This window comes from Maribacter algicola (assembly GCF_003933245.1).
Lineage (GTDB): Bacteria > Bacteroidota > Bacteroidia > Flavobacteriales > Flavobacteriaceae > Maribacter > Maribacter algicola.
In genome coordinates, this window is the sequence record NZ_QUSX01000001.1 from 326,411 (window position 1) to 346,964 (window position 20,554).

Here is a 20,554-nt window from a genome sequence, read left to right on the forward strand (position 1 = left end):
GGTGAAATTAGAAACTTAAAGAGTCCTAATAATACAGACTTATAAATAATTCTAAAATTTTAAATTGTAAATTCAGTACAATTGTTTAATAGTTATAACATCAATAACTATAATTATAAATATTTCTAGCTCTTTAACTGATATTTTATTCTATAAGTTAATACGGCGACTTTGGTATAGTTTTGTTTTTCTATAAAAATAAATAACTTAGTAACGATATTGGTTAATGCAATATCAATACCATCTAAATGAGAATTACCCTTACGATTCTATTATCGCTATTTTTGTTTTTTGCCTGTAAGGAAAAGACTAAGATAGTACCAAAAAAGGAAGACACTAAAAGGCCTGTACTCTGGAAAAAGTCAAACCCTGAAGAAGATGATAAAAATGGTGGTTTAATTTTACCTGATTCGTTTTCTGCGATTTCCGTAGTTGACAGCATTGGACCATCTAGGCATTTGGCTGTAAACGATAATGGTGATATATATGTAAAACTTAGGGAAAAAGAAGGTACACTTGGCAACATTGCGCTCAGGGACACTACAGGGGATGGAAGAGCTGACATTATCAAAAAATTTGGTGGATTTCCCAATGATGGTGAGTTTGCCACTGAAATGCGTATTCATAATGGACATTTATATTTCAGCACAGAACAGATAATCTATCGGCAAAAACTTACACCTGGGAAATTAATACCGGAAACAAATCCAGAAGTTATCCTAACAGATCGGTTTCCCCTTCGATGGCATAATTCAAAATCATTGGCATTTGACAAGGAAGGTTACATGTATGTAACGTTTTCAGCACCCACCAATGCCTGTGAAGATGCCAATTCCCAAGGCAAAATAAAAGGTCATATGCCCTGCCCTATGTTGGAATACCTAGGTAGTATCTGGCGATTTGATAAGAACAAACTTAATCAAATTCAAACGGATGGTGAACTTTATGCCACCGGAATACGAAGTATTGTAGCTTTTTCTTGGAATGATGAAACTAATGAACTTTTCGCAGTCCAGCACGGACGAGACTATCTGCACAACCATGCACCAGATGATTATACAGAGTGGGATCAGGCAGTACTTCCCGCAGAAGAATTCATGAAAATTGAAAAAGGGAATAATTTCGGCTGGCCCTATAGTTACTATGACCATTTTCAAGGTAAGAAGTTGCTAGCCCCGGAATATGGTGGGGATGGAAAACTTGAGGCCAAAGAATACACAAAACCTTTGATGGGACTACCAGCGCATTGGGCCCCAAATGACCTATTGTTTTACACAGGAAATCAATTTCCAGATAGATATAAGAACGGTGCCTTTGTAGCTTTTCATGGATCTATGAACAGAACTCCTTATCCACAAGCAGGTTATATTGTTGCCTTTATTCCTTTTGATAATGGTAAACCATTTGGTAACTGGGAGGTTTTTGCCGATGGATTTGCCAAAACGGACACGATTGCTACCATGCCCGATGCAAAATATAGACCTATGGGACTTGCACAGGATAAATACGGAGCCCTTTATATTTCAGAATCTAAAGAGGGCAGAATTTGGAAAATTGAGTTTAAAGGGGACAAAGCTTCATTTGGGGCTCAACAGTTGAAAAAAATGGAATTACTGAAGGGCAAAACTTATATTAAAACTCCAGACAAGGTAAAAGATAAGTTAAAATCATAGGATACTTATCAAACAATCTTAAAATAGGGATGTTAGGAACTCATCGCAAATGGCAACAACAGAAGTACTCAAATGAAATTTTCAAATGGCAAACCTTCCTAATGAATAATTACGCTTTTTAATTGACTCAATAAATTGTGAATCATATAAATAATACGTTTCCCAGCATTATAGTACTAATAGAATGTAAAAGCATCATCGTATTATAAGTATCTTTACCCCATGCAAGAAACAACCCAAATCTATGGCATAAGGGCCATTATTGAAGCTGTAAACTCAAAAGAGGAGATAGATAAGGTATTCCTCCAAAAAGGGTTGAAAGGGGATTTAATAAGGGAATTGGAAAGCCTCTTGAGAAGGAACGAAATAAATACGGTCTATGTTCCCATTGAAAAACTAAACCGACTCACCAAGAACAACCATCAAGGTGCGGTTGCGAATATTTCCCCTATTAAGTTTTATTCGTTGGAAGAATTGATAGAACGTACCAATGAAAAAAGTACCCCTCCCCTATTCTTGCTTTTGGACCAACTTTCAGATGTTCGAAATTTTGGTGCGATTATTAGAACGGCGGAATGTACCGGAGTAGACGGAATCATCATTCAAAAAAAAGGTGCCGCACCGGTTACTGCAGATACCATCAAAACATCTGCAGGTGCGGCTTTTAAAGTGCCTATTGCCAAAGTGGACCACATTAAGGACGCCATATTCTTTTTGCAAGCTTCAGGGATTAAAGTTGTATCGGCAACTGAAAAAACCAATGATTCAGTTTACGATATTTCCTTTAAGGTACCTATAGCCATCGTTATGGGAGCAGAAGATCAAGGTATATCCCCTTCCCTTCTAAAAGCTTCGGATCATTGTGCTAAACTACCCTTATTAGGGGAAATAGGATCGCTGAACGTTTCCGTTGCCTGTGGTGTTTTCCTATATGAGGCATTAAGGCAAAGAACTAGAAACTAAGTATCCTCCTTATCTTTCGTTTTGGAAGATGGTTTATAGACATATCGTATCTCAATTACTTTATTATCTTCCAACTCCCCCTCTGAGGGCTGGGGGGCTTCTATAAAATTACCATCTGCATCAAAATGCTTTAAAAAAGGATCATCGGCTTCGTTATAATCCTCCCGTTCCCAATCATACTTTTTAGGCTTTGGGACTTTAGCGTCGAAAACAAACGCGAAAATCAATCCCGTCAAAAAGCCTCCCAAATGTCCCTCCCAAGAAATTCCTTCCTTGACCGGAAAAATATACCATAACAAGCTCCCGTAGATAAAAACAACGATTAGTGAAAGTGCGACCAGCCGAAAATATTTGGTGAAAATTCCCTTGAAAAATATAAAACTAGCCAAGACATAAATAAGTCCGCTGGCACCTATGTGAAAGGAAGGTCTACCAATACTCCACGTAATAAAACCTGATAAGACTATACCCAATAGAACAACTCGCAAGGCTATACTTTTGTAGAAATAGAAGATAGCGGCCAATAATATCGCCAAAGGAATGGTGTTATTATACAAATGCTCCAAAGAACCATGTATGAAAGGACTAAAAACGATTCCCTTTAATCCAGCCAAACTTCTGGGATAAATACCAAATTCGTTAAAATTGGTGGTATTCAACAATTCCATCCAATAAACGGACCAAACAGCCAATACTCCTAAAAGCGGCGCTAAAAGGACAGCATTGGAAAATTTAAAATGTTCTGAATCGGACATGGAAACAATTTAACAATTAATCGGCCAAAAATGGGAATCGGTAAAAATGTCATTCCAATTTGTTACAAGTATTGTTAATCATCTTTGCCAGACCTAACAGGTTTTTAAAACCCGTCAGGTCTACCCAATCATATGGAGTTAAGAAACTTCCTCAACTTTAGCCTATTTTTACATCATGAACGAGCCATTAGCGGAGCGGGTACGCCCACAAAACCTGGAAGAATATATCAGCCAGAACCATCTGGTTGGTGAAAACGGTTCATTGACCCACCAGATAAAAAAAGGTGTTATTCCATCCTTGATTTTATGGGGTCCGCCGGGTACGGGAAAAACGACATTGGCCAACATAATTGCCAAAGAAAGTCAGAGACCGTTCTATGTACTGAGTGCCATCAATAGTGGTGTCAAGGACATCAGGGAAGTAATTGATAAGGCAAAACAAGCCGGAGGCTTGTTCACTGCCAAAAACCCAATATTGTTCATAGACGAAATCCATCGGTTTAGCAAATCGCAACAAGATTCACTGTTAGCCGCCGTTGAAAAAGGTTGGGTAACGTTGATAGGTGCCACGACCGAAAATCCCAGTTTTGAAGTCATTCCCGCCCTATTATCCAGATGTCAGGTCTACATCCTGAACCCCTTTGGGAAAGAAGACCTGGAACTTCTTCTAGAAAGGGCGATGAAAAACGACCCGGTCCTTCAAAAGAAGAAAATCACCCTAAAGGAAACTGAGGCACTACTTCGACTCTCCGGTGGGGACGGCCGAAAATTATTGAACGTATTTGAGCTGGTCATCAATTCGGAACCATCGGAAGAAATCATTATTACGGACGACTTGGTCCTGTCCAAGGCCCAAAAAAATACCGTTTTGTACGACAAAACGGGTGAGCAGCATTATGACATTGTATCGGCATTCATTAAATCGATACGAGGCAGCGACCCAAACGGCGCGGTCTACTGGCTGGCGCGAATGATAGAAGGTGGTGAGGACGTAAAATTCATTGCCAGAAGAATGCTGATTTCCGCGTCAGAGGATATAGGACTAGCCAATCCCACCGCATTGGTCATTGCAAATACGACCTTCCAGGCCGTAACGACTATTGGTTATCCAGAAGCCCGAATTATTCTAAGCCAATGTGCGGTCTATTTGGCCACCTCGCCAAAAAGCAACGCCAGTTACATGGCTATTGGCAAAGCGCAACAAACGGTACGCCAAACAGGAAACCTTTCCGTACCCCTGCATTTGAGGAATGCCCCTACCAAACTAATGAAGGATTTGGGTTATGGAGCCGATTATAAGTACGCCCATGATTACGAAAACAATTTTGTAAACGAAGAGTTCCTGCCAGATGAATTATCTGGGACATCGTTTTACCAACCGGGTAAAAATCAACGGGAAAACGCACTAAGCGATTTTTTAAAAAAACGCTGGAAGGATAAGTACGACTTTTAGAACTTAATGTTCAAAGGTTCTTGAATCAATTTTTCGCCCTCATAATATTCAAAAATCCATTGGCCCTCCTTTTGATAGACCATTCCGCTTTTATCTTCGGATTGGGCCATAAACATATTTTCATTGGAACTTTTGAACAATTTCATTCGAACCTTTGGGGTATTGTCCACCAGTTGATAGCCATTAGCAATTTCTTGGGCGTACCAAATTTCCCCGTTTACTGAAATTTGAGATTCATTCTTCGAGCCGATGTTGGACGCAACAGGCTCAAAATTTTTATAGGATTGATTCTCCATAGTAGCTTCCTGCATCACCATTGGATTCTGGTTCTTGGGAGCCTTTTGTTGCACCTTATCTGTATTAATACCCTTTGGTTCCATTCTTTCACTAATTTCCTTGTTCTTTAGGGTTCTAACATCATTCTTAAAATTTAACGTTACTGTCTCCTTGGGAGCCTGATCACCAGTGTACTGGTATTCAACCCCTTTAAAACTTTGCATGGCCTCCCTAATGGCCTCATTGTAGGCCGACCTGTATTCCTTAATCTTGCTCTTACCCTGCTGGGTTTCAAAAATGTCCGCCCCATTACAATCTTTAAGCACCAAGGTTGTTTTAGTGGTAAACATGGAGGAATCATCTAAAAGGTATACCCATAGGCCCAGACACCTATCGGAAGCGAGGTCCTTAGGTAGTGTATCTTCATAGACCGTATTGAATCCTCTTTCAGAAAGCAGGTATTTGACCAGAGTACTTGTTTGATACTGATTCGCTTCCCTAAAAGCATCAAAACGTTTTGGAACGACAATATACTTGTAATCGTTCAAGTTTGCCTGAGCTGAAATTAGATTTCCACATGAAATAGCTAGGATTAGTATAAAGGTTCTCAAAATCATAAATTTTTTAGTTTATCAAAGTAAGTGAAAAAAGCATGCCAAAAAGCTACCTACTTACTTTCGGCCCCAAGATATAATATTTAAACCTAACTGAAAAGATGCATAATTACTAGCCGCAATGTTCCCATAGGATAACAGGTTATCGGCCATGGCGTAGAGATTGATCGGGCCGGCTTGCAGATTGATTCCAAAACCAAGGTTGGTATAGCTGAATTTATCCGCAGTATAGGTTGCCTTTAGCGCCAAAACATTTCCAAACCTACGCATGTAAAACCCGGTAATGGCCGCTTGCGGCCCTCTTGGTCTATTGATTAAAAATAGGTGCCCACCAACGGAATTCCTAAAGGCCATTCGAGGCTCGTTGCTTCCGGATACCTGAATGGTACAATCACAGTCTTCAGACGACCCCGTGGGCTTTCCAAAATCATAGCGCAAAGAAGCGTTAACTTTGGTGGGCCTAAAGGTCAAATAGGCCGAATTACTTTCTTCAAAAGGTACAAGTTCCTCGATTTCATCCACCAGATCTTGCCAATAATCCCGATTCAAATTCGATAGCTCGCGCAATACATTGATCTGGATTCCTTCCGAACTCGCAGTACCGCTAAGCGAATAATTATAGGTATCCCCGCTATGGTATATAAATCCCAAATCCAAAACACTGGCCGTGAATACCGTTTGGTCATTTAGCCGATATGAAAATCCCAGATCCATACCCAGACCCAAATCCCCTCCAAAAAGGGCCCGTTTCATTATTGTATTCCCTGTTGTACCATTATCCGATGCCTCGTCCAATTGTCCAAAACCGGATGTACTCCAACTTAAATCCGCACTCAGCGTTGTATTTAGAATATTATTCTGGCCTTCCGTATTGACTAAATAGCCACTGTTTCTGGTGGAATTGTAATCCACAATACCCGAATACAGTTTCCCCCTGGCACCAATTGTCAGGTTCTTGTTCACCTTTTTATTAACGCCCAAATGATAGACGGCCACCAAGGAACCCCTTGTTTTTAGGTCCCCCAGGTCGAACCTTCTATTCAATTGATCGGCATTGCCATCAAAGACCAACCGGGCATAATCCCTGGGCCAATAGGTAATATTATCCAACTCCAAATAGGCTCCACCGGAATAAAATAGATTGGGATTGCCACTTCTAAAACCAATGTTGACCAATTCCAATTGCACGTTGCCGCTAAATTCATCCCTACGACCCATACCGTATACCATTCTATCCCGCACCTTATCATTAATATCCAGGCCATCCTCGGCAAAAATATCATTGACGGAAACCCCATTGGAACCCGCATAGGCTGAAACACCAGATATCATAGGAATTCCTGAATACCACTTAAAATCGCTCTCCACTCCTGGGTTCACCATCAAGGATTGGGGAATTTCATTAAAATCGTAAAGAATCTGCTTGTTCTGGCCCTCCAGAAAATTGCATAGCAAGACCGTAAAAACGAATATGGATAGTATTCGCCTCATTTTACCCTGACCGTAAATTTTGCACTGGAACGAAGTTCTATGGCAGGATCCGGCAAACTGGAGGTACTGGTATTGTCACCTAGATTTCGGGCACTTAGCCTTATTTGGGAAGTATTTCTAAGAATATCTAGGTTCTTGTCGGTTCCACCATAGGATACAATCCGTGTCAAAAGGGCTGCGGGAGCGGGATCCATTTGGAAGAACTCGGAATCCAGGACATCCCCATTTTCATTCAAAAACTCTATAGTAATCTCGATGTCCTTACTGGTGGTGTTTTCCAATTCATAAGTTATGGAACCTTCCAACACCCTTTCGGCAAAAATATCCTCTTCAAAGGCGTCAAAATTAAAATCCTGGGAGAAGAAACTTATACCTGTCACCCTATTTATTATCGATTCTTGGGTCTTTACATAGAAAATACTGGTCTCGAAAGTTGGGGTAATGGTCAGGTCGTCATATTGACCAAAGTCCTGTTTATCGGAACAAGATAACAGGAGCGCAATGCCTAAAAATAGTAGAACAACATTTCTTTTTACTGACATCCTCTGGAAATAATTACCGGGCAGTTAAATCCCGTCCTATCTAAAGGATATAACTCTATAAATAGGTTTTTATTTCCCTAAGTTGGGTGATAATGGGGGCATGGTCATGAACTGGGTCGCCATGGGCATTGAAGTGTAAGGTATGCAGACCAACGGATTTGGCTCCAAGAATATCCGCTTCCAAACTATCCCCTATCATCAAGGATTTCTGCGGATTGACTTTCGCCCTTTCCAGTGCCAGCTCAAAAATGATAGGGTTGGGCTTCTTCACCCCCGCCATTTCAGAATCCACAATGTGCTCAAAAAAATGGTGAATACCGGAATTTTTCAACTTTTTTTCCTGAATTTCCTGAAATCCGTTCGTAATGATATGGAGCCGATATCTAGGTCTTAGGTACTTAAGGACCTCCATAGTATCTGGAAACAAGTGGGTATAGGAGGATAAATGATTGATGTATTCCCTGGACAAACTGTGGATGACCTCATCTTCAATGCTTAGCCCTAATTGGTCGAACACCGTTTTTAAACGTTGATATCTTAGATTCTCCTTGGTTATTTTCTCCTCCCGATACAATTTCCAAAAAGCCAGATTTGTAGGAACATATACATCCAAAAAATCCTTAAGCGAAATATCGATGGCCTGTTCCGCCAATATCTTTTCAAAAGTCAGCGAAGAGTTTCTCTCAAAGTCCCACAGGGTATGGTCCAAATCAAAAAATACGTCGGTCACCAGATTCTTAAACATGGTACTTACTTATTAATTGATGGTATACTTCCTTCCAATCGAAGGTATGGTCTGATCCCAACAATTCGTTCGAAAAAATTGAAATGAACGTACCCTTCACCAGTTTTATTTCATTGTAAATGGCGTCCATTCGTCGTTCCAATTCCCTTTTCTTCCCAATTTCCCTAAGGGCATAATCATGCAGCACAAAAGGAAAAACCTTTATTGGTTGCTGCACTTCCAGTGGAATATCATAAAATTGGAAGGGCGTACAGGTACCTGCCCTAAACCCAATTTGATGGCTATACCCCATGGTGAAATCATCCGTGAATTCCGCTGCGATGAGATTTCTATAGGTTTCAGGAACGTCCACTCGATTGTAACGCATCCTGGAATAGTTTACAGGTCTATTGACCACATCCTCCAGGTTTTGCTTTTCGTCTTTCAATAGCTCAATATTGTTGAAAGAGCTATAGGAGGCGGCCAAAGCCACTGTGGAATAATCTCCTATGTACTTTATCAAGGACCTAAAATTATTGCTGTTGGTGGATACGTTTTTATCGTATTTGGAATAGTTGGCAAACTGAAAAAAGAAGATACTATTGATTTTCAGCTTTTTGTGCCACTCTATTAAGGTGGCGAAATTGTCATACGGATCTTTTTTAATGTTCAGTCCCACCGCAATTCTTTCTATCAGCCTTTTTATCCTGAAAGTTCCCAGATCCAGTAAAAAACCGGCAGCCCCCCGTATGACTCCCCTATTCGCATAACAATGGGAAGTGGTCACATCGATAAGCGATAAATATTTGTATTTTCTTGGGCCCTGTACCAAACTAGGGAACCTTTCCTTTAAAATCACAAAAAGTTTCATAGCCCAGATATCTACCACAGGACGTTCCAAAAACTTGTGCTCATAGGCCAAACTACCTTTGGACGGAAAACGTCCATGTGCATCCTTTACATGAGGCAAATATTCCTCATACCTACTGATCAGATAAAAGGAAGCGGCAAAAATATCAAAGGGCAAATTACTACGTTCCCCGGCGAAAAAAAAACACGGAACATTGTCCCAGCTCATTACGTTGATCTCCACATCGTTGATACCTTGTTCGAACAACAGCTCGTGACTACGCACAAAGAACTCGTTCTGTAGGGGCTGTTTGGTGTAGGTTATCTTTTCGTTCTTGTGTTTTATGAAATCCTCGACTTTGGTGGTAAAACCTATTTCTATACCCAATATTTTGGTAAATACCTGCTTCATGGTATAGGTTAAGCGAGGCGTAATTTTATGGGTATAGATCAATAACATTTACAACAACTGATTATCGGCAAAACTAAAATATTCCTTTTGTGTGATGATAAGGTGGTCCAGAACACGAATGTCCAAGGACTCCGAAGCATTTTTGATCTTATGGGTGATTTCTTTATCGGCCTGACTGGGTTTTAACGTCCCCGAAGGATGGTTGTGCGCCAAAATCAGGGCCACGGCCCCCAATTCCAAAGACTGTTTCATGAGCAAACGCACATCCACCAAAGTTCCTGTTATACCTCCTTTACTCAACTGGGCCTTATGCATAATCTTATTGGAATTGTTCAAGTATAAAATCCAAAATTCCTCGTGTTGCAGTTCACCCATGATGGGCTGTAGGACTTCAAAGGCGTCCTGGCTACTGCCTATTTTCTCGATTTTTAGGAAATCCTCCCCCCTACGCCGCCGGCCCATTTCCAAAGCTGCGGCAATACTTATCGCCTTGGCCTCACCAATGCCCTTGAACTTCATTAATTGTTGAATGGAAAGTTTCCCAAGTTCGTTCAGGTTGTTGTCCACGGAAGCCAATATACGTTTGGAAAGTTCCACGGCGCTTTCCTCCCTGTTTCCCGACCCTATCAAAATGGCGATAAGTTCCGCATCGGAAAGGGCGGAACGGCCTTTATGAAGTAGTTTCTCCCTAGGCTTGTCGTCATCGGACCAATTTTTTATTGAAAAAGAAATAGGTTTTTCTCCCATATCCCAAATATACAGAACTAAATATTTCAACATTCGGTTATTGGCAATAGGGTTCAATCAATTTACCCATCTAATTCTCTTCCTCCGTTTGGTCCTGTTGTTTTTCTATTTTAAATCGGGTGTCATGGATAGTTCTATCCTCTTGATTAATAACATTCGATACGCCCAACATAAAAGCAACCAAAAAAGTATAAAGCAATTTAAACAGTATTTGTTTGTATTGGACAACCCTTACCAACCAAGTTGATTTCTTCCGCATGAAAAAGAGAAAATCAATAGTTATGCCCAATAAGACCATACTGCCAAAAGGTCATTAACCAATTGCATTTCAATGCTCTACAATTTGCTTTACTTCGTTCAAATCCAATCCACCATAATTACCGGAACTCATCAATAGAAGTGTCGTATTGGAATAATCCATATGTTGGATGAACGAATGAAAAGATTCCGCATCTCTAAAAACCTTAAGATCGTTTTGAGCAAAAGCCTCCATAATCTGTTCCGGGGTAACTTCCTTCAATTTTTTAATGGCCACGGATTCCGGCAAAAAGAAAATAACGGCCTCGTCCGCTGCATCTAAGGCTCCCTTGTATTGTTTCAAAAACTCCGGGTTAAAGCTACTATACGTATGCAGTTCCAAACAGGCAATCAATTTTCTGTCCGGGAATTGTTCCTTCACGGCCGTGGTAGTAGCCATGACCTTACTGGGCGCATGGGCAAAATCCTTAAAGGCTATGCAATTCTTGCCCTCCGCTATTTTTTCCAATCTTTTGGAAGCCCCTTTAAAAGATGCTATCGCTTCATAAAAGTCTTCCTCGTCCACGCCCATATTCTGACAGATCCATTTGGCTCCCGCCAAATTGCCCAGGTTGTGCTTGCCAAATACCGCAATGGGCATAGGCCCTTCAGGCGTTGACAACAGAGTTTCCCCATTCATTACTTCATAATCGGGCGTGCTATACGGGAGTTTTCTTATTTGGTTTTCCGAAGCTTCCACAACTTCCTTTACGACCGAGTCCTCTTCATTGAATGTGATACTGCCACCTTCAACGATGCTATCCACAAAAATGCGAAACTGTTCAACATAATTTTCAAAAGTTGGAAACACATTGATGTGATCCCAGGCGATTCCGCTCAATAGAGCAATATTCGGTCGATATAAATGGAATTTTGGCCTCCTATCTATGGGCGAGGATAAATATTCGTCCCCTTCCAAAACGATAAAATCGTTCTCCTCTGTCAAATGCACCATTCTGTCAAAACCTTCCAATTGGGCTCCTACCATATAGTCTACAGAAATCTGATGATAGTTGAGCACATGCAAGATCATGGACGTAATGGTCGTTTTGCCGTGGCTACCGCCTATAACAACCCTGGTTTTGTTTTTGGAATGTTCGTATAGAAATTCGGGATAGGAATAAATCGTCAAACCAAGCTCTTGAGCCCTTAGCAATTCTGGATTGTCGGCTTTCGCATGCATTCCAAGTACCACAGCGTCCAAGTCCCTTTGGACTTTTTCCGGAAACCACCCAAATTGTTCCGGTAAAAGCCCCTTGGCTTCCAATCTGGATTTTGACGGTTCAAAAATAACATCGTCACTCCCGGTTATGTGATATCCCTTGTGGGCAAGGGCCAAGGCCAGGTTGTGCATGGCACTGCCCCCAATGGCAATAAAATGTATTCGCATATTCCTTAATTATAGGGTAAAGATACAGATTGAGGTTAGCTGAACAAACCATTTTAGGCCCTGTGATATTCTTTTTATCTTAGGAGGAAAATCAAAAAAATGGACTTAAGCCTTGAAACCATCTCATCTAAAGAAATTATGCCCGGATATCACGGAAAAATGGTGCATGCAGAAACCATGAGCATCGCCTATTGGACGGTCAATGAAAACGCCGAAGTCCCGGAACATTCGCACATGCATGAACAGGTCATGCACGTGCTAGAGGGCACCTTTGAGTTTACCTTGGATGGAATTACCAAGGTTTATAAACCTGGCGACATCGTAATCATAGCTCCACATAAAAAACATAGCGGAAAGGCATTAACACCCTGCAAGCTCATGGATGTATTTTGTCCGGTAAGGGAGGAGTATCGATAAGCCCCCTTGCCCCCAAAGGGGGGAACTAAATTCAAGTTCAAATTCAAATATCAAGTTCAAAAATGATATAATTTACTGATATAGAATGTAGGACTTGATGTTCAAATTGATTTTCCTTATCACTATAGACTTTTAACTTATAACTATTAACTAAGAATGAACATATCTATCATAGGAAAAAAGGCCTTGGTTGGCGGAAGTAGCAGAGGAATTGGGAAGGCTATCGCCATACAATTGGCGGTAAGCGGCGCCAGCGTGACCCTGATGTCCCGAAGCGAGGAAAAATTAAAAAATATAGTCGCCAAATTACCCACCGACCATGGCCAGGTACATCAATATTTGACAGTGGACTTCTCCGATTTTCAATCGTTCCAAAAAATAATCACGGAGTATTTTAGCGAAAATTCCGTGGATATCCTCGTAAACAATACCCAAGGACCTCCTGCGGGTGGTGCCTTGGAAAAGAAGGTGCCGGATTACCAGGAAGCCTTTGACCTGCTCTTTAAAACCGTCGTTCTCACCACGGAATTGGCCCTGAAAGGGATGATGGAAAAAAATTGGGGAAGGATCATCAATGTGGCGTCCGTTTCGGTGAAGGAACCGTTGTCCTATTTGGCATTGTCCAACTCTATTCGCGCCGCGGTGGTCACTTGGGCCAAGTCCCTGGCCACGGATGTGGGCAAATACCAAATTATCGTTAACAATGTACTTACGGGGTACTTTGATACGGACCGTATCGCCCAGCTCAATGCGAAAAAAGCGGAACAAATGGGCGTTCCAGAAAGTCAGGTGCGCAGAGAAATGGAACAGAAAGTTCCCCTACAGCGTATTGGCGACCCAAAGGAATACGGCTATTTGGCTACATTTCTAGCGTCGGACAAAGCCGCATTCATTACCGGAACGAACATCCCTATTGATGGCGGACTCCTAAAATCACTATAGTAATATCTGTTAAAGAGGACAAATCGATCACAGACTAACCCAAAAGGCCTGTTCGCTCATTTTTCATTGATAGCTCAATCAGTTTGGCACACTTTTGTTGTGTAAATTTAGCATGATGAAAAAAATTTCTATAATCCTAAGTATACTTCTGTTCTCACAACTAATGAACGGTCAAGAAGCCAATATGTCCTATAATGAACTCTGGAACCAGGTACTGAAACTTGAAAAGGATCAACTTACCCGTAGTGCCTATGATTTGGTTCAAAAAATCTATCAAAAAGCGGAGGGTGATGGAAGCGAAGTCCAACGAATAAAGGCTCTGTTGTTCACTTCAAAGTACCTATTGATTCTGGAGGAAGATGCGCAACTTTCCATTATAAACAAGTTTAAAACCGAAATTGCAAAGACGGCTTTTCCCACAAAGAACATTCTGGAAAGCTACCTGGCCAATCTCTATTGGCAGTATTTCCAGCAAAACCGCTATCAATTCTACAATAGAACGGCCACCGAAACCAAGGTCGATACGGTCGATTTTAGGACGTGGGACCTTAGCACTCTGTTCAAGGAAATCGATATGCACTTTCAAAACGCTTTGTCGGATTCAAAAGCGCTCCAAAAAACCTACCTTAAGGAATATACCGAATTGTTGGAGACCGAAGAAGGTTCTGAAGTATATAGACCGACATTGTACGACCTTCTGGCACATGACGCGCTGAATTTCTATACTTCTAATGAAAACAGCATCACCAGACCTGCCGATACATTTGAAATCGATGCTCCAGACTACCTGTGTGATGCCTATTCTTTCACACAACTGGATATCCCCACTCAGGATGACACTTCCTTGCAGTCAAAGGCCCTTCAACTATATCAGGAACTGGTTTCCTTTCACTTTTCGGATGCCAAGTTAGAGTCCCTGACCTTGGTCGATATTGATCGATTAAATTTTATCCATGCCAATGCGGTTTTCTCCAATAAGGATGACGTTCTGGAGAAAGTACTCATAGAAAGTGCCGAAAATATTCGGCATCATGAGACATCGGGACTTTACACCTACGAATTGGCCAAATTGTACAAAAACCAAGGCGATAGGTTTACCCCAGATGAACCCCAACACCGATGGAAATTAAAAGAGGCCATCGGCCTTTGTGATCAGGTCATAAGCCGATATCCAGGTACAAGGGGCGCACAACAATGCGAATATCTCGAATCACAGATCCGAACCCCGTCCCTGCAGCTGCAAACGGAGAAATACATTCCCATAGAAAAGCCCGCGAAGCTTTTGGTGAATTACAAAAATAAAGCGTCACTGGATTTGCGAGCCTACCCAATTTCGGACAAACAGTGGGAAGACCTGAACAACCTGTATCCGGAATCCGAAAAACTGGAATTCATTAAAAAGCTAAAACCATCCAAGGAATGGTCCGTCAACTTGATAGATGAGGGCGATTATCAACTTCACAGCATCGAAATTCCCATGCCGGAACTTCCAAATGGCCAGTATTTGATTTTAGCCCTTTCTAAAGAGAATGACCTTGACAGTTTTGCCTACAGCGAGGTTCAGGTTACCAATTTGGCACTGCTACAAACAACGAGTGAAAACCAACATCTTTTTCAGGTGGTGGACCGAAACAACGGTGCCGCCAAACCCGGAGCCAAAGTGACCCTATACCACCGCGGTAACCTGATTTTGTCCAATAGCAAAAGTTATACTGCCGATAAAAACGGATTTGTTCGTATCCCGTTAGGTGGAAAAAGTTTGTCCGTTGAGCAAATAAAAGTGGTTTACAAGGACGACCGGGCGAATTTCGGCAATACCTACATCCGTCAAAAAAATAGGCAAAACAACAGGCCAGAGGTGGTTCTTAACAGCTTTTTGTTCAAGGACCGAAGCATTTATAGACCGGGCCAACCGCTCTATTTCAAAGGGGTGCTGATCAAACTAAACGAAAATAAATCTACCCTGGTAACCGAGCAAAAGGTAACAGTTGAACTATACGACGCCAATGGCCAGAAGGCATTGGAACTGGAAGCCAAAACCAATGATTTCGGTTCGTTTCAAGGTAGTTTTACCATACCAAATACGGGGCTTACCGGACAGTATTACCTATCGGTTACCGGACCCACCGGCCTTGTTCGGGAATACAGTTACTTTTCGGTCGAAGAATACAAAAGACCCAAATTTGAGGTCGGTTTCGAACCCGTCACCGAGGTATTCAAAGTAAACGACTCCGCCACCGTAAAGGGCAATGCCAAATCCTTTGCCGGTAGCAACATCACAGATGCCAAGGTTAGTTATCGGGTAACGCGAAGCGTCAATTACCCCATTTGGTTTTCGTGGCGAAGGGGACCCGGCTATTGGAGAGAAAGTCAGGAAATAGCCCATGGGGAGCTACAAACGGATAACGCAGGAAATTTCAGTATCGATTTTAAGTCCCTACCAGATCTCAAGGCATCCAAAGAAAATCTTCCCGTATTTTCTTATGTAATCACTGCCGATGTAACCGATGTCAACGGCGAAACGAGAACGGCTAGCACCACGGTCAACGTAGGCTATCACGCCATGACGGCCATTATTCTTTTGAACGAGCCCCTTAACAAGGCAAACACAGAAAATACGATCACCGTTACTACCCAAAACCTCAACGGACAAAAAGTATCCGCCAAAGGAATACTGAAAATGTACAAATTGCAAGCTCCCGAACATGTACTCAGGCCTAGACCTTGGGAAGCGCCGGATTATCAGTATTGGAATAAATCCGATTTTAAGAAACTTTTCCCCCATGAAGCCTATAGGCAGGAACATTCGGTCGAATCTTGGGAGAAAGGCACGTTGGTCTTTGAAACCGAATTTGATACCGGAAAAAGTGAATCCATCGGACTACCAAATCTTAAAAAATGGGAAACCGGAAGTTACCTCATTGAAGTGGAAAGTACCGATGTCTTTGGTCAGGAAGTCACCGCCAAAACGACTACAAAACTGATAGATCCCAAGGAAAAATCCCTACCTGACAATCAACTATTCCATGTAGAAACCGATAAGCAGAGCTATCAAACCGGCGACGCGGCAGAAATCACCTTTTTTAGCAATGCAAGGGATTTGAACATCACCTATTGGGTGGAAAAGGACGGTGAGCGCATCAAGACCGATATCCTAACCGTGAAAAAAAATTGTGAATCTATCAGTGTTCCCGTAACTAAAGAGGATTTGGGAGGTTTCGCCGTTGGTTACAGTTTTACGGCCTACAATTCCTTCCATTCGGGAACCGTTCAGGTATCTGTGCCCTACCCGGACGACGAGCTAGAAATTGAGATTGGAACCTTTCGGGATAAAATGGAACCTGGAACAGATGAAACCTGGAGCTTTAAAATAAAAGGCCCCAAGGGCGAAAAGGTTACGGCGGAATTGTTGGCCAGCATGTACGACGCCTCCTTGGATCAGTTCGTGTCCCATGATTGGTACTTTAATCCGTTGTATAGACCCACATACTACTCACGGTCATATGTAAATGCCTATTTAAGCTTTGGCACCGAAAATTTTAGGGATTATTTCAATACAAATAGGTTATATAAGATATATCCCGGCCTACAATTCGACCAACTGGAGTGGTTTGGATTGAATTTTTGGAATAATAATATAAGAATTAGAGGTTATGCCTCGGGGGTAATGAGGAAAAGTAAAATGGAAGCTCCCATGGCGATGAGCGATGCTTTGGATGCCGATACGAGTTTTGAAGGAGAGGCTCTAGAAGAAAGTGTAGCATTTTCCCAAAACAACCCTGAAACCTCAAAACCCAGGGAGGTAAACAACGCTGACACTGATTTTAGCGAGGTAATAATCCGCAAAAACCTTCAAGAAATGGCCTTTTTCTTTCCGCAATTGACCACGGATACCGAGGGGAATGTTTCCTTCAATTTTACCACACCCGAAGCCTTGACGCGCTGGAACCTTCAATTATTGGCGTATACAAAGGATTTGAAATCGGCGACCAAAACCCTATCCACCGTCACCCAAAAGGACTTGATGGTACTCCCTAATCCCCCACGATTTCTACGAGAGGGCGATACCGTTACCATAAGTACTAAAATTGCCAACCTGTCCGAGAATACGTTGGAAGGGATGGGGCAATTGGAACTCACCGATGTCCTCACGGGAAAATCCATAGATGCGGCACTTGGAAATATGGAAAACCAAAAGCCCTTTAGTGTGGGGGCCAAGGGAAACACGCAGATTTCCTGGACCTTGACCATACCCAAAGGCATTCAAGGGGTACAATACAAAATCGTTGCAAAGTCGGGTACTTATAGTGATGGCGAGCAAGGTGCCTTACCTGTGCTTACCAATCGCATGTTGGTTACGGAAACCCTACCCATGTGGGTGCGAAGTAATGAGGACAAGACCTTTGTTTTGGATAAGCTGAAAAATGTTTCCTCGAAAACCCTTGACCACCAGAAATTGACCTTGGAAATAACTTCCAACCCGGCTTGGTATGCCGTACAAGCGCTGCCCTACCTCATGGAATATCCGTATGACTGCAATGAACAGACCTTTTCTAAATACTATGCGAATACCTTGGCGAGCCATATCGCGAATTCCAATCCACGAATCAAGGAAGTGTTCGACCAATGGGCCAACTCCGATGCCCTTTTGAGCAACTTGGAGAAAAATCAGGAACTCAAGTCGCTTTTGATCCAGGAAACACCGTGGTTGCGGGATGCGCAGTCGGAAACCGAGCAGAAGAAACGTATCGGACTTTTGTTCAACCTGAACAAAATGAAAAACGAACAGGAAATGGCCTTACGAAAATTGGAAGAAGCCCAATTGCCTTCGGGTGGATGGCCTTGGTTTAATGGTGGTAGGGAAAATAGGTTCATTACCCAACATATCGCCATTGGTTTTGGGCATTTGGAGAAACTCACCGGTTCAAGCCCAAACTCAAATTCAAATGCAAGCTCCATGTTGGAATCCGCTATTTCCTATTTGGATGACGAATTTGTTACCGAATACGAGCGTATGAAAAAGTATTCCAAAGATCTTTCTAAGGACCATTTAAGTCCAAACCAACTAAATTTCCTATACATGCGTAGCTTTTTTAAGGACATAAAAACCTCCAAAAAAGTATCGGAAATCATGGAATACTATTTAGGCCAAGCTCGGAAATATTGGGCCGATAGAAATTTATACTCCAAAGGTTTGATCGCGTTGACATTGTATCGGGCCGGAGATGAAGCATCGGCCCAGAAAATCCTTCGTGCCTTGGAGGAAAACAGTGTACGATCCAAGGAATTGGGCATGTACTGGAAGGAAAACACGCCCTCTTGGTATTGGCATCAGGCACCCATCGAAACCCATTCCTTATTAATTGAAGCTTTTTCGGAAATCGGGAACGATACCAAGACCATTGACGAGCTAAAAGTCTGGCTATTGAAAAATAAACAGACCAATCAATGGGAGACAACAAAGGCCACGAGCAATGCGGTCTATGCACTTTTATTACAAGGGAGCGATTGGCTGTCCGTCACTGATGCCGTTGATGTAAAAGTAGGCTCCATAGAAATTGACCCAAAAAAGCTTGAGAGCGTTCAGGTAGAAGCTGGCACTGGTTATTTCAAAACATCCTGGAACCCCCATGAAATAACCCCTGAAATGGCAACGATCCGTATTCAGAAGAAAGGCGAAGGAATTGCTTGGGGTGCGATGTATTGGCAGTATTTTGAGGATTTGGACCGAATCACCCCGGCAGGAAAGGAGGCCGGCAAGGCCTTGGAAGTAAGGAAAAAACTCTTCCTTAAAAAGAATACGAACAATGGGGAACTCCTGTCCGAAATCAAGCAAGGCACACAACTGATCGTTGGAGATCTGGTACGGGTACGAATCGAACTGCAATCGGACCGGGATATGGAGTTTATCCACCTAAAGGATATGCGGGCCGCGGGTTTTGAGCCGGTAAATGTGCTATCCAGATACAAATGGCAGGACGGACTTGGGTATTACGAAAGCACCAAAGATGCCAGTACGAACTTTTTCTTTGACTTCATGCCCAAAGGTGTGTATGTTTTTGAATATGACCTTAGGGTCAACAATTCGGGGAATTTCAGTAATGGCATCACCACCATACAAAGCATGTACGCCCCAGAATTTACCAGTCATAGCGAAGGAATTCGGGTTATTGTAGAATGATTATGCTATTTCCCTCGATCAAAAGTAGGTTTGCCTAAAGGGTGGTTTTACATGTTTTGAAATGAATATAGTTTAGGGACAAACCTTTAAACGTATTTAACATGAAAAAGTCATTACAAATCTCTGTCAAGAATCCTTGTTCCGAAAATTTTGCTAATTTTAGAAGTACTGAACAAGGAGGTTTTTGCGACCAATGTCAAAAAGAAGTCATCGATTTTACAAGACTATCGGATTTGGAAGTCGTACAGCATTTTAAAAAGGACAATGGTAGCACCTGTGGCCGATTCAGGATCTCCCAACTCAAAATCTATGAATTTGAATCCGTTGGCATCATGAACATGAATATCTTCCCAAAAAGTTTTGGCATTGCCAGTTTTTCGCTTTTGGCGCTGTGCGCGACCGCTCCCGTACAATCCCAGGAAGTTGCCCAAGCCACTCCAAAAATGGAAATGGTAATTTCCCAAAGAGTAGGCAGCAACTCTCTTGTGGCTGAGAGTTATACCGTACGGGGAACCGTTTTGGACGAAACCGATTTACCCTTGCCGGGTGTTAATGTAATACTCAAAGGAACTTCCATAGGCACGACGACCGATTATGATGGAAAGTTTGAGTTTCCTCAAAAGTTGGAAATCAACGACGTTTTGGTCTTTAGCTATATTGGGTACGACACCAAAGAATATAAAGTTGCCGCAAGTCAAAACGATACCATCGATATTACCATCGTTTTCGATGCCACTGATATTGAGCTCATGGGCGATGTAGTAGTAGGTGACGCTTACAAATCCAAGAGAAACATTTTCCAAAAATTCATCGCACTCTTTAAATAAT

Annotated in this window: 16 protein-coding genes; 7 read left to right on the forward strand and 9 right to left on the reverse strand. The window is 42.1% G+C overall.

Features of this window, described 5'->3' with window-relative positions:
• Positions 1–248: 248 nt before the first annotated feature.
• Together DZC72_RS01435 and rlmB are read left to right on the forward strand one after the other, a co-directional pair.
• Complete coding sequence (locus DZC72_RS01435; RefSeq protein ID WP_125221134.1) at positions 249–1,673, forward strand: PQQ-dependent sugar dehydrogenase; 1,425 nt, start codon at positions 249–251, stop codon at positions 1,671–1,673.
• A gap of 222 nt (positions 1,674–1,895) precedes the next feature.
• Positions 1,896–2,636 carry a 23S rRNA (guanosine(2251)-2'-O)-methyltransferase RlmB gene (gene rlmB / locus DZC72_RS01440; RefSeq protein WP_125221135.1) on the forward strand — a complete coding sequence of 247 codons (741 nt, stop codon included), beginning with the start codon at positions 1,896–1,898 and terminating at the stop codon, positions 2,634–2,636.
• On the opposite strand, the gene DZC72_RS01445 is transcribed toward rlmB, so the two are convergent.
• Positions 2,633–3,391 (reverse strand): rhomboid family intramembrane serine protease, encoded by a 759-nt coding sequence (locus DZC72_RS01445; protein WP_125221136.1) that lies wholly within the window; start codon positions 3,389–3,391, stop codon positions 2,633–2,635. The genes rlmB and DZC72_RS01445 overlap by 4 nt on opposite strands.
• Before the next feature lie 175 nt (positions 3,392–3,566).
• On the opposite strand from DZC72_RS01445, the gene DZC72_RS01450 reads away from it, so the two are divergent.
• Positions 3,567–4,844 (forward strand): replication-associated recombination protein A, encoded by a 1,278-nt coding sequence (locus tag DZC72_RS01450; protein WP_125221137.1) that lies wholly within the window; start codon positions 3,567–3,569, stop codon positions 4,842–4,844.
• Here the strand turns inward: DZC72_RS01450 and DZC72_RS01455 are convergent.
• The 8 genes from DZC72_RS01455 to DZC72_RS01490 form a co-directional block, all read right to left on the reverse strand.
• Entirely contained in the window at positions 4,841–5,731 is an 891-nt protein-coding gene (locus tag DZC72_RS01455) for a hypothetical protein (RefSeq protein ID WP_125221138.1), read from the reverse strand. The two genes, DZC72_RS01450 and DZC72_RS01455, sit on opposite strands and share 4 nt — an antisense overlap.
• Before the next feature lie 60 nt (positions 5,732–5,791).
• Complete coding sequence (locus DZC72_RS01460; RefSeq protein WP_125221139.1) at positions 5,792–7,225, reverse strand: DUF5723 family protein; 1,434 nt, start codon at positions 7,223–7,225, stop codon at positions 5,792–5,794.
• Positions 7,222–7,767 carry a hypothetical protein gene (locus DZC72_RS01465; protein ID WP_125221140.1) on the reverse strand — a complete coding sequence of 182 codons (546 nt, stop codon included), beginning with the start codon at positions 7,765–7,767 and terminating at the stop codon, positions 7,222–7,224. Before DZC72_RS01465 ends, DZC72_RS01460 begins: the two co-directional genes overlap by 4 nt.
• A 55-nt stretch (positions 7,768–7,822) precedes the next feature.
• Positions 7,823–8,512, reverse strand: coding sequence for a YjjG family noncanonical pyrimidine nucleotidase (locus DZC72_RS01470; protein ID WP_125221141.1), 690 nt, complete (start codon positions 8,510–8,512; stop codon positions 7,823–7,825).
• Positions 8,505–9,752, reverse strand: a complete 1,248-nt coding sequence (locus DZC72_RS01475; RefSeq protein WP_243641618.1) for a polysaccharide deacetylase family protein — start codon at positions 9,750–9,752, stop codon at positions 8,505–8,507. Before DZC72_RS01475 ends, DZC72_RS01470 begins: the two co-directional genes overlap by 8 nt.
• 48 nt (positions 9,753–9,800) lie before the next feature.
• The gene (radC, locus tag DZC72_RS01480) at positions 9,801–10,499 is read right to left on the reverse strand and encodes a RadC family protein (protein WP_125222558.1); all 699 of its coding nucleotides are present in this window, start codon (positions 10,497–10,499) and stop codon (positions 9,801–9,803) included.
• A gap of 70 nt (positions 10,500–10,569) precedes the next feature.
• Positions 10,570–10,758, reverse strand: coding sequence for a hypothetical protein (locus DZC72_RS01485; protein WP_125221143.1), 189 nt, complete (start codon positions 10,756–10,758; stop codon positions 10,570–10,572).
• A gap of 69 nt (positions 10,759–10,827) precedes the next feature.
• Positions 10,828–12,186: a UDP-N-acetylmuramate--L-alanine ligase gene (locus tag DZC72_RS01490; protein WP_125221144.1), complete on the reverse strand. Its 1,359-nt coding sequence runs from the start codon at positions 12,184–12,186 to the stop codon at positions 10,828–10,830.
• A gap of 99 nt (positions 12,187–12,285) precedes the next feature.
• On the opposite strand from DZC72_RS01490, the gene DZC72_RS01495 reads away from it, so the two are divergent.
• From DZC72_RS01495 to DZC72_RS17905, 4 genes are all read left to right on the forward strand, one after another.
• Positions 12,286–12,603: a cupin domain-containing protein gene (locus DZC72_RS01495; RefSeq protein WP_125221145.1), complete on the forward strand. Its 318-nt coding sequence runs from the start codon at positions 12,286–12,288 to the stop codon at positions 12,601–12,603.
• Between the two features lie 156 nt (positions 12,604–12,759).
• Positions 12,760–13,545, forward strand: a complete 786-nt coding sequence (locus DZC72_RS01500; protein WP_125221146.1) for an SDR family oxidoreductase — start codon at positions 12,760–12,762, stop codon at positions 13,543–13,545.
• 115 nt (positions 13,546–13,660) lie between these two features.
• Complete coding sequence (locus DZC72_RS01505; protein ID WP_125221147.1) at positions 13,661–19,726, forward strand: alpha-2-macroglobulin family protein; 6,066 nt, start codon at positions 13,661–13,663, stop codon at positions 19,724–19,726.
• Positions 19,727–19,827: 101 nt separating this feature from the next.
• Positions 19,828–20,553, forward strand: a complete 726-nt coding sequence (locus DZC72_RS17905; RefSeq protein ID WP_125221148.1) for a carboxypeptidase-like regulatory domain-containing protein — start codon at positions 19,828–19,830, stop codon at positions 20,551–20,553.
• Position 20,554: the final 1 nt, after the last annotated feature.

Excerpts from the sequence above, each read along its gene's own strand:
- DZC72_RS01435 (WP_125221134.1), top strand. The coding sequence starts at position 249 with ATGAGAATTACCCTTACGATTCTATTATCGCTATTTTTGTTTTTTGCC.
- rlmB (WP_125221135.1), top strand. The coding sequence starts at position 1,896 with ATGCAAGAAACAACCCAAATCTATGGCATAAGGGCCATTATTGAAGCT.
- DZC72_RS01445 (WP_125221136.1), bottom strand. The coding sequence starts at position 3,391 with ATGTCCGATTCAGAACATTTTAAATTTTCCAATGCTGTCCTTTTAGCG.
- DZC72_RS01450 (WP_125221137.1), top strand. The coding sequence starts at position 3,567 with ATGAACGAGCCATTAGCGGAGCGGGTACGCCCACAAAACCTGGAAGAA.
- DZC72_RS01460 (WP_125221139.1), bottom strand. The coding sequence starts at position 7,225 with ATGAGGCGAATACTATCCATATTCGTTTTTACGGTCTTGCTATGCAAT.
- DZC72_RS01465 (WP_125221140.1), bottom strand. The coding sequence starts at position 7,767 with ATGTCAGTAAAAAGAAATGTTGTTCTACTATTTTTAGGCATTGCGCTC.
- DZC72_RS01470 (WP_125221141.1), bottom strand. The coding sequence starts at position 8,512 with ATGTTTAAGAATCTGGTGACCGACGTATTTTTTGATTTGGACCATACC.
- DZC72_RS01475 (WP_243641618.1), bottom strand. The coding sequence starts at position 9,752 with ATGAAGCAGGTATTTACCAAAATATTGGGTATAGAAATAGGTTTTACC.
- radC (WP_125222558.1), bottom strand. The coding sequence starts at position 10,499 with ATGGGAGAAAAACCTATTTCTTTTTCAATAAAAAATTGGTCCGATGAC.
- DZC72_RS01485 (WP_125221143.1), bottom strand. The coding sequence starts at position 10,758 with ATGCGGAAGAAATCAACTTGGTTGGTAAGGGTTGTCCAATACAAACAA.
- DZC72_RS01490 (WP_125221144.1), bottom strand. The coding sequence starts at position 12,186 with ATGCGAATACATTTTATTGCCATTGGGGGCAGTGCCATGCACAACCTG.
- DZC72_RS01495 (WP_125221145.1), top strand. The coding sequence starts at position 12,286 with ATGGACTTAAGCCTTGAAACCATCTCATCTAAAGAAATTATGCCCGGA.
- DZC72_RS01500 (WP_125221146.1), top strand. The coding sequence starts at position 12,760 with ATGAACATATCTATCATAGGAAAAAAGGCCTTGGTTGGCGGAAGTAGC.
- DZC72_RS01505 (WP_125221147.1), top strand. The coding sequence starts at position 13,661 with ATGAAAAAAATTTCTATAATCCTAAGTATACTTCTGTTCTCACAACTA.
- DZC72_RS17905 (WP_125221148.1), top strand. The coding sequence starts at position 19,828 with ATGAAAAAGTCATTACAAATCTCTGTCAAGAATCCTTGTTCCGAAAAT.